We start from the raw sequence: 13,401 nt of genomic DNA, 5'->3' as shown, positions 1-13,401 counted from the left end.
AATTTGGGTATTTTTAAATCTTATACCAGTAAGTAAATAGAAGTTGCCATAAAGAAGATATAGGGTGTATGACGGGTTTCCTTTGGAGCCTTTTCAAGTCTCCAGGCGTTGGTGCTATCTAACTGGACCAGTAACCTGTTGGCTCTCGGCCGCGGGGCCCCGTTTGGCTCTTCCGCCCTCGCTAGCCTTCCTTCTCTCCTGACGTCGAGATGCCTGACGGCACCGGAACCCTAGCAGGTGCTTCACAGCCAAACTAGTGTCCGTTATTTTTTGCTACTGTTCTTACTTGTTTAGAGTGATGAAATCAAGTTGCTTTTCGATCAGGTGCACGAAGAAAAGCGGCAGCTAAGCTGAGATGACACTAGTTTGGCTCAGCAGGGCCTTCTAAGGTTGTGGTTCTGCGCAGCAGAATTCCGACGATAGGAGGAAAGGAAGCTTAGACCAGCCCGGAAGAGCCAAACGGGGCCCACCGGCCACGAGGCAAAACTTGAAATTTTAAATTAGATAGCACCAGAGCCTGGAGCCAGGAACTGGCTCCAAAGAACAGCCGGAATAAACGGACTATATGGCAGCTTCTATTTACTATTTGGTATTATTGGTTACAAGTGCTTGGTAATTAATTTTTTAAAAATCTACGCGTATGTTCCGCCACAGTTTACTCCTGATCTACCGTAACTTTCTCCGGTTTAAAAGTACTTTTTTCATTAATTTAATTGGCCTCTCCAGCGGGTTAGCTTGTGCTTTGGCCATTTACCTGTGGGTGTACGATGAACTGCATTTTGATAAATTTCACGCGAAAGACGAGCAGTTGTTCCGGGTGATGGAGAACTGGCAGGAACCGGGCGGCATTACTACCAAACCGACCACTCCGCACCAGTTAGCCGCGGCTTTAGTAGCCGAAATGCCGGAAGTGGAATACGCCACTACCGTTACGCCGCCAGCTTTTTTTCCAAAATTCACTTTAGCTTACAACAACCATAACATCCGGGCCACCGGAAAATTTGTCGGGAAAGATTTTTTTAAAATTTTTTCTTTTCCGCTCACGCAAGGAGATAAAAACCAGGTGCTGACCGATAGAAATTCCCTGGTTATTTCGGAATCCATGGCCCAACGGTTATTTGGTACTACCCGGAATGTGATTGGCAAGGCAGTAGAATGGGAAACCATGGGCATTCAAAAACCGGTGCACGTTTCCGGTATTTTCAAGGACGTGCCCGCTAACTCTTCCGAAGAATTTGATTTTGTTTTAGCGTTTGAGGCTTTTGAAAAAGACGTAATGAACATGGGCGTAGACTGGGACATGCCGGAGCCTTTTTACACTTACCTAACTTTAAAGCCAGATGCCGACGTAAAACAGTTTAATCAAAAAATAGCGGGTTATCTGCAAAGTAAAAGCAGTAAAGCCCAACACCGCACTTTGTTCCTGGAGCCCTATTCCAGCAATTATTTGTATGGCAAATACGAAAATGGCGTCTCCGTTGGCACCCGCCTGGAGTACGTGAAGCTGTTTTCGCTAATCGCGCTTTTTATTCTGGTAATGGCCTGTATTAATTTCATGAATTTATCTACGGCCAAGGCTTCCCGGCGCTTAAAAGAAGTAGGCATTAAAAAAACTTTTGGCGCCAGCCGCCAGCTATTAATCTGGCAATATTTGGGAGAGGCGTTATTACTCACCAGTTTATCACTTTTGCTGGCTATAGGGCTCGTCGTGCTTTTTCTGCCGCAATTCAACCAGATTACCGGCAAACAGCTCACGTTGCATTTCGATGTTACGCTTATTTTAACCGTGCTGGGTATTTCGGTATTAACCGGCATTATCGCGGGGAGCTACCCGGCTTTGTATTTGTCGGGCTTTAATCCGGTGGCTATTCTTAAAGGTAAATTCAATCGTTCCGGAGGCGAGGTTTGGGCCCGCAAAGGGTTAGTGGTGTTTCAGTTTGCGCTGTCTATTGTATTTATGGTGGCGGTGCTGGTGGTGTATCAGCAAATCCAATATGTGCAAAACAAAAACCTGGGCTACGACAAAGACCAGCTGATTACATTTGAGGTAGAGGGCAAAATAACCCCTACTGACGTGGCAACCTTTCTGACGGAACTCAAGAAAATACCGGGAGTAGTAAATGCTTCCAGTAAGTTAGATAAGTTTATCGGCGGTTTCAGCGGCCCTAACGGCATCAAGAGTAATCTGGTTACGATAGAAGATAAACAAATACCCATGAACGAGATCCGGATAAACTACGATATGATTGAAACCCTGGGTATACCGGTGGTGGCTGGCCGAACTTTTTCCAAAGAGTTTGGCACCGATACCAAAAAGAAAGTAGTAAATCAAGCCTTCGTAAATGCTTTGGGTTTAAAAGAGCCGGTGGGTAAAATAGTGAAAGAACAGAACGGGCTGGAATTTGAAATTATTGGCGTAGTGAAAGATTTTCATTATGAATCGCTGCACGAAAAAGTAGTACCGCTGCTATTTACCTTAGAACCAGAAACTGCCACCGTAGTGCTGGCCAAACTAGCCGCCGGCCAGGAGCAAGAAACCATTTCCCAAATCCAACAATTCTACCGGGAGTTTAACCCGGGCTTTGTTTTCGATTTTCAATTTCTGGATGAGGATTACCAGGCGCAATACGTAGCCGAACAGCGTGTAGCGGCCTTATCCCGTTACTTTGCCGGTTTGGCTATTCTCATCTCGTGCCTGGGCTTGTTTGGCTTAGCCGCTTTTACCGCCGAACGCCGGCGCAAAGAAATCGGCGTACGCAAAGTTTTAGGCGCCAGTGCGTTTAGTATTGTGTATCTTTTATCCGGTGAGTTTACTAAACTGGTAGTAACTGCCATTGTTATTGCCCTGCCGGTAAGTTATTTAATCGTGAAACACTGGCTAAACAGTTTCGCTTACCAGATTACCTTAGAACCCTGGTACTTTATAGGTGCCGGTTTATTAGCCTTAGTAGTAGCTTGGTTAACCGTAGGCCTGCAAGCCGTTAAAGCCGCCAAAATTAACCCGGTACATTGCCTGCGCGACGAGTAAGAAAATAGTAAACCCAGCATCTGCCTAAAAATTTAAAAAATGGGCTTAAAATTGTAGTTTTTTGAATTTTTAGGCAGATGCTAGGTTGGTTTTTCCCCGGAAAGGTAAAATAAGCCGAAGCAAGCCGCATGCGTTATTTTGCCAAGCCAGATTAAGTCCACTTCTAGCCACTCTCTAAGGTAAATCAGGGTACCTTTAATCAGAAAAACAAGCTAAAAAAAGATAGATGTTGCTGCCGGAATATCAAAAATAAAACCGCCAAATTGTATATATTTAAGCTGACGTTTTATAGCCCTAGATGATTCCTGCGCCGTTGTACACCATTAAACAAAGCTTGAACAAAGCCTTCCGCCTCCTAAAACCCAAACGCGCCAGCATCGAAGCGTTTAAGTTAAATCTGGTCCATTTACTCTTACAAATAATTCAGGATGAAAGCGAAGCCGAGTTGAAAGCCTATGTAAGTTGTATTTTGAGTGGCATTTTCCCCGAACCTGAATACCAGAAACCGGAAAACAATAGTAGCCCGGTTTGTTACGCGCATGCTCCTGAATTGCGGGAAGAATTTATTGACCCTATACTACCGAATACAAAAGCACCTATATATTTACAAGTCAATCCTCCGGCCAGTACTTCCGGGATAAAGAGCCTGACGGCAAATGCTCACTTGAAGCAAGTTTTGCAAATTACTAAAACTTGTGTTTGGCAAATCCTATCCACCAAACAGCTCAACCTAGAAGCCGATACTACTGCTCTGGAAAAGCAAATAAATGAACTGGTATACCAACTTTATGAGCTTACGCCGGAAGAGATTGCGCTAGTGGAGGGGAGTTAATTATTTTTTAAAGTTGCCGTATTAAATCTAACATGAGAATAATAGGAATGAGTATTGCTTTCAGTGCGCTTCTGCTCCAGGGATGTAACCAACCGGCATCTACTTCCGCCACCAATCCGGCAAATTCTTTCTTCGGTTTACCACCTGAAGCCCGTATTCAGCGCATTGTTTGTTTTAAATTTAAAGCCAATACTACCCCGGCAGCTATCCAACAGCACATGCGGGGCTTTGCCGGTTTAAAAGACAGCATCTCTTACATTCTGTCTTACCAGGCTGGCCCTACCGTTTACGGCGACCTGACCGATAAGCCGGAATATGATGTGATGCATTACTGCACCTATCGCAACGAAGCAGAAATAAAGCTTTATTCGGTTCATCCAGTGCACCAGCGTTTTATAAAACAAAATAAAGAAATTTGGGAAAAAGTATTGGTTATTAATTCCCAGGTTCGGCCTTAAGTAAAACCGGCCCTAGTAAATACCCATGTGGATGGTTATAGGCCGAGAAGATGTTCATCGGAGATGGTTTTTAATAGAAAAGTTTACAGCCATTAGTCCGAATTAGGCAGGTAATTAAACTGAGGTAAAAGATGGAGAAGGACTGAAACCAAAGGCAAGCGGCTTACCCGCAAATTTTTAACTCTTATACTGGTTAGTCTATCTAAATTATACTTAGTAGAAAATTATTTTGGCAAACGATTTTTTAATTTTGCGCCTCGCTCTTTTGTTTTTTGCCCCATACTTTGCACCTCTCCAATAAAAGTTTCTATTTCGGTTTTATATGGCATCAGAGCATCCTGGTTCATGTGGCTTAGGAAAATAAGCACATTGTTCACCCCATCCACATTTGCTTGATGTTGCCGGGCATAGGTAATAATTTCCGGAATAATCTCCGAATTGCTAGACCATCCTGCCATCAGGCCAGTGTAGGCTTCGCTTCTTTTAGCTGGTTTTTCGTCGAAAAGTCCTTGAACTAAAGAATTTTTTCTTTCATCGAGAGCATTCTTCGCAAAGTTTCTTACTTCCAGATTATTATCCTTTTCTGAAACAATCCGTACCAAAGTAGGACCTATCTCGGGGTTGGCTATCAGTACCGCTTCCGTGGCCAGTTGTTTTCTTTTTACATCCGAACTTAATAAATGATCCAGCATGGATGCTATTAAGCCCGCCTGTCCTATTCTGGCATTTACCTGGGCCATCTCATGCGAACGTTCTATTTGGAGTTGCTCTACTTGCAAGGCTTCGGCTTGTTGCGCTTTTGAATATTGATTCCCGGCAAAGGCAATGGCGACCGGTATTAATAGGGTGCCTAGTATTTGTATTATGTCCCAAATGTCTTTTTTCTTAGATTCTAGCCTTTCGAGTCTAGCCTGGATTTTAGCATACTGTTCTTCTGTCATCTTTATAGAGATTAGCCTTAAAATTAGTTATAAATATAAAGCATTGAAGCAGATAAGCTATAAGAGGTTTTACTGCCTAAGTTTTATTACAGCTTCCTGGTTTAGCGTTACCGTAAACGGTGGTAGCAAGTGGTTGGAACCATGCGAGTAATTTAATTAAGGCAGAAGATGTAGAATGCTTGAAAGTTAAACTACATACCGTTTACCCGAAAGATAAAACTAGTCTATTTTATAGCTTCCGCTTTAAGTTGGTAAAAAAGCTAAAAGTGCTTACTTACCATCTGGCCTAACGAAATGCTTTTGTATTTCTTTTTTAAATTAAACCTGTTGCGTATTAAATAAACTTCTATTTTTAGAAGACATTTAGTGGCTGTTCTTTCTATAAACGTAAGCTAATCACAAAAAATGCAATAGATATTTTGTAGTTAAATTCAGACCCACGAGAAAAATTGTTATGGCGGTTAATGATCGCAAAAGCATTGTTGCAGAAGTTAGTCGAATTCTTCAAAAAAAATACTCCCGCTACGGACTCGCTGAGTTCCTGAACAAAAGGTTCGGGATTGATATTGATCCGGATGAAATCCGGCATAAAGGAGCATTCCTAGAAGTCTTACTATTAGATCTTACGGAGGATCAACTTTACCAACTTGCCAAAGACCTTGGATTAGATTCTGAAATAGATAGAAAAGCCCCAACACCTTCTATGCAGGTTAAAGATTTTAATGCTGAAAAGCAAGACGAACCTCCTGTAGACTCCCAGCAACCAAGCACATGGATTGGATTTGCCTTTTGGGTAGCATCTAGTAAAAAGCGATTAGTAATATCTCTTTTAGCCGCTATATTTTTAGGCATCCTATTAATAGGTACAGGAAGGGTCCTGGGCTATGATGTTTTCGCCAGTCTTTTTCCTCGTTTGGTAAAGGTACGTGTTAGTCAGTTCAACGATCCTGGTTTACAATCCTGCATAGACGAAGCAAGAAAAAGAGGAAAAGCTTACGTTATTCTAGCAGCCACCCAACTTGTTGAACTTCGTTTTCAGCCAGAACAAAACCCTAGAACGCGAATGGCTACCGTTAGAATGGTATATACTCTGCTTATGCTTAAAGATGTATCTCAATCTGAAAATACTGAATTTTTTGAAGCATTTACATCAGATAATCGGGCGAGAATTGAGCGATGGTATGGCTCTGAACGCGAAACAGCGGACGCCTCCGGGAGCTCCTATGATGTTATATTTGATGCTAAAGCGGGAGAAACCAGAACCGTAATAACGGGAGCCACTTATATTGATGAACTCCCGTTGCCTCAAAATCGAAGTGCCTTTGGGCAGAATACATCTCTTGCCGAGAATGAAGATACATGGGGTTACCCCAATGTGATTGATGGAGATATTATCCGGGAATTTACTATTGTTCTGTGGTCTCCTACCAACAGGATTGTTCCCGTAGGGCAAGCAGCAAAGCGGCTTACCAACAGAACAGTACGTGGGGCAGATGTTAATATAAGCGAATCACCTCGCGGCGGCGAGTTTTCTACTAGGTCACTATCCGCCAAATGGTACAACCTTTTTCCTGGTGAAGAAGTTGGGATTCAGTTTGCCTGGTAAACTTTCTTGTTGTCGAAAGCCGCTCACCTCGTTTTACATGTAATTAGCCAGGTGTACGTCTATTCGCAAGACTCGTCTCCGGATTAACCAACTGGGCGGTATTCGCTAGTACTTTACCTAAGTTAATATAATTCAGCCTACCGCTGAGCACGTTTTAAATCAATCCAGGTACTCGGGATAGGTGGGCCGGTAGCCGAGTAAATAAGCTATTGGCGTAAGTAACCCAAAGACCACGCGCTGAAGCATAAAAGGCGGTTTGGCTAACCGAAATACGTTGGCAAAATGGGTTGCCAGCAAAGCCACTTGCCAGATAGAAGGCATTCCGACCGCGTTGGTTTTGCCCGCGTTAGCTAATCCGGTAGTAGTTTCAAAAAAAGTGGCGGTGTTTAAGGCCGGTCTAATTTGCCAATCCACCACCGCTGCTTGCTCTGCCGCGTTCCACTTCGCATGAATGGTGTTGGCGGGGAGGTGCAAGCCGTCGCCTTTTTTTAAAATTTTTACTTCTTTCCCGATGCGCACGTTTATTTCTCCGGCTAATACCTTAAAATCTTCTGTTTGGTAAGGGTGGTAATGCGCCGCTGGTTCCCGGGAGTGGGGTTGGTAAGTAGTTTGCAGGTGTAGCAATTGCCCCTTGGTTTCTGGTCCGCTCTGTAAAAACCTAATTTCCTGGCCAGTTTTAGAGTTGCGAATTATTTTATTAGGGAAAGTCATAGATTAGTATTGGAGTATAATTTAAGTAAGGTTAATTATATAGTTGCCTGGCAATGCCTGCTAGCTCGGGTAAAAGAACAGGAGTAAGGGACGACCAGCCGTATGCCGTTCGTGGGAGATACGCCACCCAGCATTTTTTAAATTTTTAAGGAGTAGCCGGCTTATTCTGAGCAACCGGAGTATCTGCCTGCGGGTTAGTAAGCCAGGCGGCCGGCTGAAACAAAGCTTTTTGATGCAGCTGCATATCGGGGCGGTTATCGGGTACCGCGGAAAGATCGTGGCCCGGAATAATTACTACGCCTGGTGCTGCTTGTTGCAGGGCTCGGACTTGGTTGCGCATTGCGGCCGCTTTTTGCTGGTCTTGCGCAATTTTCTGTACGTCCTCCGAACCCAGCCAATCAAAATGAACGACCGCGTCGCCGGCTAGTAATACCGGGCCTTGCGGTAATTGCACCAAGGCCGCCAAATCTCCTTGCGAGTGGCCTTCGCCGGAAATTAAAATAATACTGCCATCGTTAAAAAGATCGATGGTGCGCGGAAAGGTGGCGTAAGGCCTACCCTGCGTAAAATCAATTTCTCGTTGTTGGGCCGGCGTAATCCAATTGGTATGGGCAGGTTCCATCCCTTCTATTCGCGAAGTATTTTTAAATTTTAAGCCTTTGGTGGTTACAAAAGTAGCGTTCCGAAAAGCCTGAGCGGTGCCAGTATGGTCGAAGTGCAAATGCGATAAGATGACGGTACTTACTTTTTCCGGAGACCACCCATTGCGGCGCATTTGGCTGGCCAGGTCGCCGCCAGGCGCTGAGCGGGATTTAAACAATAAGGCTACTAAAGGGTGCAGCGCCTTTTCTTTTTTCTGCGCTATCTCCGGTCCCAGTCCACAATCAAAAACGACTAAACCATGCTGCGGGTGTTCGATTACAAAAGCCGGCACCGGTCGCCAGGGTTGGTTAGGTCCCGCCAGTAGATCGGGCACCCGGTTCGTGCCGGTGTTAAAAACGTGTAATTTTAAACCCGGGTAATGGCTCCAGGTTTTATTAAATAAGGTAGCCGGCGCCTCCGGACCAGCCACGGGCTGAGGCGTGTAGCAACTGCTTAAACCCAACAGCAAAATACTTCCGAAAATTTTACATATTTGTCTCATAAATACTTGTATATAAAGTTGTTTACTGAGGCAAAGTAAATCAGGTATTTTCCCTTAAACCTTGATCAAGATCAAGATTTAAGACATGGCGCATTAAAAATTTAAAAAATAAAAAACAGCTTTACTTCTTTTGACCGCCGACGAAATATATTCCCGGGCCCGCGCGAGTTACACGACATTGGTAGTATTTACCGATGCCGAATGGCACGCATTTCAACAACAAACCCAAATTCGGTACCTGGCCCGGAAAGAGCATTTTTTAAGACAAGGCAGCGTGTGTACGCATTGCGCTTACGTAGCCCAAGGTTACGTGCGGCATTACTACCTGGTAGATGGCAAAGAAGTTACCAACGATTTTAACTTCGAAAATATGGCCACGGGTGGTTACCAAAGTTTAATGACCCAAACGCCGGTCCGGTTTAACATTGTGGCCATGGAACCCACTACGCTGATAACGTTTACCCGGCCAACGCTTCTGGATTTGTTTGAGCACTACCCGAATTGGCAAAAGCTGGGAAGATTGATGATGGAAGGCATGTTTAACCGCAAAACCCTGCGCGAAGAATCCTTTTTGTTAGATACCCCCGAAGAGCGCTATCAGCAGTTAATAATACGGCAACCATTTATTCTGCAACGGGTGCCTTTGGTGTACATCGCCTCTTATTTGGGTATTACTCCCGAAACTTTGAGCCGCATCCGCCGCAGAAAATAAAGTGTCCGGCTACGTGCTTATATTTGATATGAAGATAGCTTGAATTGCCTGAAAGCGGACGAACGCTGTATCAGAAGCGAACAGTTATTGCCGAAAGTGCGCTCTTGCTGCTTACTAAATTACTGGTAATAAGCTACATGAAACTCTGGCACTTTTATTACTGCTTACTGGGGCAAGAACACATTTACCAGTTAATAACCTGGGCCATTTTTAAATTAAAAATTCAGGTAAATATGTGTAATAATGCTCGCTTTTACATCTCACATTCGAAAACAAAAACTATTGCTTATGTCAACTTCTATGAAACCAATTAAACTAATCCTTTTATCTGTATTTAGCGCCGCGGTGCTTACGCTTACGGGCTACCAACCGGTGTTGGCCCAACACAGTACGTCGCAGAGCCTGGATTTAAAAAATGTAAAAACCTTGCTGGCCGACATTCAGATTAACGCCGGCACTTTAAAACTAACAGCACATAATACCACCAAAGCCGATGCCCGGTTTACCTACACCAAAGACGCCTGGAAGCCCCAGGTAAAATACAACGGCGAACCCGGCCAAGGCATGCTTTCGATTAAACAGCCCAAGGAAGAAAATACCAACATGAAAGATAAAGACCGCAACGATTGGGCTATTATTTTGCCGCAGGAAGTAGCCACTAACTTAAAATTACGCATGGGCGCTGGCGAAACCAATGTAGACCTGCGCGGCGCTAAGTTAAACCGGGTAGTAGTGGACGCCGGGGCCGGCGAGTTTAACGTGAACCTGGCCAATACCTCGGTAAGTGAACTGGATGTGAACGCCGGCGTAGGAGAGGTTAACCTGGATTTATCGGGTAAGCGCAACAATAACCTGAAAGCCAGCATTAACGGGGGCATTGGCAGTTTAAACCTGGTACTGCCGCGCGAAACCGGGGTACGGGTAAAAGTAAACGGCTTAGGCAGCCTGGATAACAGTGGGTTTAAGAAACAAGGCGGTTATTACGTAAACGATATGTACGGGAAGACTTCGCACTCTTTGGAAATAACCATAAACGGCGGTTTAGGCAACGTAGAATTAGCTATGGAAAAATAAACGTGTATTATTGTGGCTAGAAGGCAACAATAACAACTTAGTTATTAAAAATACCATTTAACTATAGCGGCGCTGTTGCGGCGTAGCGTTCATAAAGCGGAATATTCTGCTCTATGAACGTGAGTTCGACATCAGCACTAAACCAACAGCAAGTGGCAATACAACTCAGAACGTTAAAACTATCTTTCTCCTGTTTTTTACTATCTATTTCCGTCCTCCTGTAAGAAGCTAACCAGTAAATAATTGATTAGATTTTTCCAGGATGACAGAGATGGAGTAGGATAGCTCCTTTCTGGAGGTGTTCTTTTCTTAGCTTAAACTCCCGTTAAATTAAATAATTTTTAAAACCAATCAGGGCAACTTCGTCAGAGGTGCTGCTCACCGGTTTTCTGTTAAAACAGGACGAATCACGCCAGTATTTTTAAAAAAATCAGCTGTTAAAATAATTAGGAATTTATCTGATTCTGGACAGGTGCCAAACTAGTGAGCGGTTTACCCGGCCCGCTTTTTTAAATTTTTGCGGTTAGGCGATCGTTGTAGCCAAAAATTTAAAAATTCTGCCAACTTCTCCACTTAAAAGCTTAAAACTCAAAAAGCAGCTTTCTAAAAATTCCGGAAAAACTAATTTTCTTCGTTACAAGCGAGAACCAGTAGAGGCAGTGCTACGGTTTAATATGAGTCGCCGCAGAGCTCGCTATAACAGTTATTATTCTTTTTGATAACTTTTATCTGATCACGGGTTCGGGAGCATCTTTAAAGTGTTTGTATTTTCCCAGCATCAAGCCAACCTTGTACGTAAAAGGCATTACGGTTTTCTTCACGAACGTAGGAATCCCGGGTAGGTCGTACTCCTGGGCATACCGGGTTAAAAGATAAGCGCCGTCGAAGGTTTCAGGTTGGGCTTTCCCGGATTTGTTTTGCGCTTCGTAAATAGCCGAAAGAAAAAACACGATGGTATTCGCGGGTTTTATCCAGCCTATACAATTCAGAATGTCTGGGCCGGCATTCCAGAAACGGTGCGGTACGCCGCGTTTAAACACAATGGTTTCCCCCTCACCAGCGTATTGCGCTTCTTGCCCCTGCACGATATAAGCAATTTTTCCTTTGACCACGGTTAAAGATTCGTCTTGCAGAAAATGGGTATGCATTACGGGGCCGTGCCCGGGCGTTACAAAATTCTCCACCAGAACTCTATCCCCATCGGGCTCTTTTTGTACGCCGTGAAATATAATTTTTTCGCCTTCGCTATTGGTAATGGTGTGCGGATATGCAATTTTCATAAGTTTAGTTTTATAGGATTGATGGTTTACTTTAATTGTTTAGTTTGCACAAATCTGGGCTGGGTGTAGAAAATATAGCCGAGCTACTGCTATACTAGGCCGGAACAGAGGTTGGTGCATGGCGGAACTTCCGATTCTTACCGGTTAGCTTACCAAAGAATAATACGGTTGGGAAAGTGAATTTTTGCACAAAAGGGGGAATGTCGTGCATGGCAAATTCAGACTTAAAATGAGTCAATAAGAACGCTCCGTCGTACAGGCTGGGCTTGCCTTTATTTTCATTAATAGAACGGTATAACTCCGTCAAGAAGTAAACGAAATTGTCTGGTGGGTTTACATAGCTTTTGCATTTCAGCAAGTCGGGGCCAGGGTTCCAGAATTTATGCGGTATACCGGCTTTTATTAATACTGTTTCTCCGGGGTAAGCGTATTTTACTTCGTGCCCGAGAATTTGATAAGCCATGGTGCCCGATACGCTGGTAAAACTTTCGTCTTGTTTATGATGCGTGTGCATCGGGGGGCCAGCCTGGGGTTGCACTTCTACTTCGCCTTCCAGTATCTCTACGCCGTCTTTTATATAAGAATTTAAAAAAGTGATTTTCTCCCCCGTAGTGCCAGCAACCGTGTGCGGATAGGAAATTTTCATTGGGTTAATTGTTATAAGATTGGTTTATAGTTTGCGTTTTAATCCACTATCAATAATCTGTAGGAGGCATAGCTGATTTTATGAATAGTAGTGGCTTCTTCTAGTTACCTGTCGGTAGCTTACACGCCCACCCGTTGCGGCTGCGCCACGCTAACTTTCGTATTTGTTGGAGAATTACTCTCCTTAGCGGCCACTTTGGTTAGCCCTAAAAACAAGTAAATAGCTAGTCCAACCAGTACCGCCAATCGGAATAAGCTTAGAAGCTCCCACAACTGGGCTCGTTTAATTAAAGAAGGATCTACGGTTTCGGAGAAAGGAGTGCCCGTAATAGCCATTAGTTCCGGTACAAAATAAATGGCCGTAATACCCAGAATAGCCAGGTAACCAGCCGCGGTAATCAGTAAATTTTTCTTTCTTGCCGTTTTCCAGGAAAGCGCCAGGGCAGCCATTAACAAAAACAAAGTTACCGGATGAATATACATCCAAAAGGCACCAGCATTCAGGCCGTATTTTCCTTGAAACATGCTCAACGAAGCGGGAGGAGCCGCACTCCATTGCGGCACTACTGCCCGGTGTTCGTAAATGGCGGCCCCAATGACCCCGCAAAAGAAAGGCAAGCAAACGAATAAACGAGGTCTTTCGCATTCATACAAATACGTTTTTAGGATAATACTGTGGTTTTTTTTAACAAAAATACTACCCGTACCAACCGTAAAAATTGTATCAAGCGGACATTGTACAGAAAGAATAAAATTTTTTAATTTTTTAAAATAAACAGAATGGGTTAGGATGAGCGAAAAAGGAAATATTGTTTTAAGTAGAAATTTGCTACGCAAATAGCCCAATAGGAGTGGCGGCTTATTTGTTTTTACTTATTTATTTAAAAAAATAAGCCGATACTTGGTTAAAGTAATTGATATGGGCCAAACGCAAACAAAGCGCTAAAAGTCGTTTATGAAGACACAAACG

Annotated in this window: 12 protein-coding genes; 6 read left to right on the top strand and 6 right to left on the bottom strand. The window is 43.8% G+C overall.

Going from position 1 to position 13,401, the window contains the following annotated elements; all coding sequences use genetic code 11:
* Positions 1 to 640: 640 nt before the first annotated feature.
* The 3 genes from AHMF7616_RS20175 to AHMF7616_RS20165 all read left to right on the top strand — a co-directional run bounded on the left by AHMF7616_RS20175 (position 641) and on the right by AHMF7616_RS20165 (position 4,318).
* Positions 641 to 3,028, top strand: coding sequence for an ABC transporter permease (locus tag AHMF7616_RS20175; RefSeq protein ID WP_115374523.1), 2,388 nt, complete (start codon positions 641 to 643; stop codon positions 3,026 to 3,028).
* Positions 3,029 to 3,326: 298 nt separating this feature from the next.
* The gene (locus AHMF7616_RS20170) at positions 3,327 to 3,860 is read left to right on the top strand and encodes a DUF7149 domain-containing protein (protein WP_115374522.1); all 534 of its coding nucleotides are present in this window, start codon (positions 3,327 to 3,329) and stop codon (positions 3,858 to 3,860) included.
* Between the two features lie 32 nt (positions 3,861 to 3,892).
* Positions 3,893 to 4,318 carry a Dabb family protein gene (locus AHMF7616_RS20165; protein WP_115374521.1) on the top strand — a complete coding sequence of 142 codons (426 nt, stop codon included), beginning with the start codon at positions 3,893 to 3,895 and terminating at the stop codon, positions 4,316 to 4,318.
* A 224-nt stretch (positions 4,319 to 4,542) separates the two neighbouring features.
* Here the strand turns inward: AHMF7616_RS20165 and AHMF7616_RS20160 are convergent, their stop codons facing one another.
* The gene (locus tag AHMF7616_RS20160) at positions 4,543 to 5,259 is read right to left on the bottom strand and encodes a hypothetical protein (RefSeq protein WP_115374520.1); all 717 of its coding nucleotides are present in this window, start codon (positions 5,257 to 5,259) and stop codon (positions 4,543 to 4,545) included.
* A gap of 454 nt (positions 5,260 to 5,713) precedes the next feature.
* Between AHMF7616_RS20160 and AHMF7616_RS20155 the strand changes: the two genes are divergently transcribed.
* On the top strand, positions 5,714 to 6,865 hold the full coding sequence (locus AHMF7616_RS20155; protein ID WP_115374519.1) for a hypothetical protein: 1,152 nt from the start codon (positions 5,714 to 5,716) through the stop codon (positions 6,863 to 6,865).
* A gap of 159 nt (positions 6,866 to 7,024) precedes the next feature.
* Here the strand turns inward: AHMF7616_RS20155 and AHMF7616_RS20150 are convergent, their stop codons facing one another.
* Both AHMF7616_RS20150 and AHMF7616_RS20145 read right to left on the bottom strand, forming a co-directional pair.
* On the bottom strand, positions 7,025 to 7,576 hold the full coding sequence (locus AHMF7616_RS20150; protein WP_115374518.1) for a cupin domain-containing protein: 552 nt from the start codon (positions 7,574 to 7,576) through the stop codon (positions 7,025 to 7,027).
* Between the two features lie 145 nt (positions 7,577 to 7,721).
* Positions 7,722 to 8,720 carry an MBL fold metallo-hydrolase gene (locus AHMF7616_RS20145; protein WP_115374517.1) on the bottom strand — a complete coding sequence of 333 codons (999 nt, stop codon included), beginning with the start codon at positions 8,718 to 8,720 and terminating at the stop codon, positions 7,722 to 7,724.
* Positions 8,721 to 8,850: 130 nt separating this feature from the next.
* On the opposite strand from AHMF7616_RS20145, the gene AHMF7616_RS20140 reads away from it, so the two are divergent.
* Complete coding sequence (locus AHMF7616_RS20140; RefSeq protein ID WP_115374516.1) at positions 8,851 to 9,432, top strand: Crp/Fnr family transcriptional regulator; 582 nt, start codon at positions 8,851 to 8,853, stop codon at positions 9,430 to 9,432.
* A 288-nt stretch (positions 9,433 to 9,720) separates the two neighbouring features.
* Positions 9,721 to 10,506, top strand: coding sequence for a toast rack family protein (locus AHMF7616_RS20135; protein WP_158546214.1), 786 nt, complete (start codon positions 9,721 to 9,723; stop codon positions 10,504 to 10,506).
* Between the two features lie 725 nt (positions 10,507 to 11,231).
* On the opposite strand, the gene AHMF7616_RS20130 is transcribed toward AHMF7616_RS20135, so the two are convergent.
* The 3 genes from AHMF7616_RS20130 to AHMF7616_RS20120 all read right to left on the bottom strand — a co-directional run bounded on the left by AHMF7616_RS20130 (position 11,232) and on the right by AHMF7616_RS20120 (position 13,049).
* Entirely contained in the window at positions 11,232 to 11,786 is a 555-nt protein-coding gene (locus AHMF7616_RS20130) for a cupin domain-containing protein (protein WP_115374514.1), read from the bottom strand.
* Between the two features lie 94 nt (positions 11,787 to 11,880).
* The gene (locus AHMF7616_RS20125) at positions 11,881 to 12,432 is read right to left on the bottom strand and encodes a cupin domain-containing protein (protein ID WP_115374513.1); all 552 of its coding nucleotides are present in this window, start codon (positions 12,430 to 12,432) and stop codon (positions 11,881 to 11,883) included.
* A 119-nt stretch (positions 12,433 to 12,551) separates the two neighbouring features.
* Complete coding sequence (locus AHMF7616_RS20120; protein WP_199474285.1) at positions 12,552 to 13,049, bottom strand: hypothetical protein; 498 nt, start codon at positions 13,047 to 13,049, stop codon at positions 12,552 to 12,554.
* Between the last annotated feature and the right edge of the window lie 352 nt (positions 13,050 to 13,401).

The organism is Adhaeribacter pallidiroseus (assembly GCF_003340495.1).
GTDB classification, from domain to species: Bacteria; Bacteroidota; Bacteroidia; order Cytophagales; family Hymenobacteraceae; genus Adhaeribacter; species Adhaeribacter pallidiroseus.
Note: the sequence above shows the minus strand (reverse complement) of the source record. Positions and strands in the feature narration are given on the sequence as shown.

Coding starts and splice junctions, on each gene's coding strand:
- AHMF7616_RS20175 (WP_115374523.1), top strand. CDS start 641: ATGTTCCGCCACAGTTTACTCCTGATCTACCGTAACTTTCTCCGGTTT.
- AHMF7616_RS20170 (WP_115374522.1), top strand. CDS start 3,327: ATGATTCCTGCGCCGTTGTACACCATTAAACAAAGCTTGAACAAAGCC.
- AHMF7616_RS20165 (WP_115374521.1), top strand. CDS start 3,893: ATGAGAATAATAGGAATGAGTATTGCTTTCAGTGCGCTTCTGCTCCAG.
- AHMF7616_RS20160 (WP_115374520.1), bottom strand. CDS start 5,259: ATGACAGAAGAACAGTATGCTAAAATCCAGGCTAGACTCGAAAGGCTA.
- AHMF7616_RS20155 (WP_115374519.1), top strand. CDS start 5,714: ATGGCGGTTAATGATCGCAAAAGCATTGTTGCAGAAGTTAGTCGAATT.
- AHMF7616_RS20150 (WP_115374518.1), bottom strand. CDS start 7,576: ATGACTTTCCCTAATAAAATAATTCGCAACTCTAAAACTGGCCAGGAA.
- AHMF7616_RS20145 (WP_115374517.1), bottom strand. CDS start 8,720: ATGAGACAAATATGTAAAATTTTCGGAAGTATTTTGCTGTTGGGTTTA.
- AHMF7616_RS20135 (WP_158546214.1), top strand. CDS start 9,721: ATGTCAACTTCTATGAAACCAATTAAACTAATCCTTTTATCTGTATTT.
- AHMF7616_RS20130 (WP_115374514.1), bottom strand. CDS start 11,786: ATGAAAATTGCATATCCGCACACCATTACCAATAGCGAAGGCGAAAAA.
- AHMF7616_RS20125 (WP_115374513.1), bottom strand. CDS start 12,432: ATGAAAATTTCCTATCCGCACACGGTTGCTGGCACTACGGGGGAGAAA.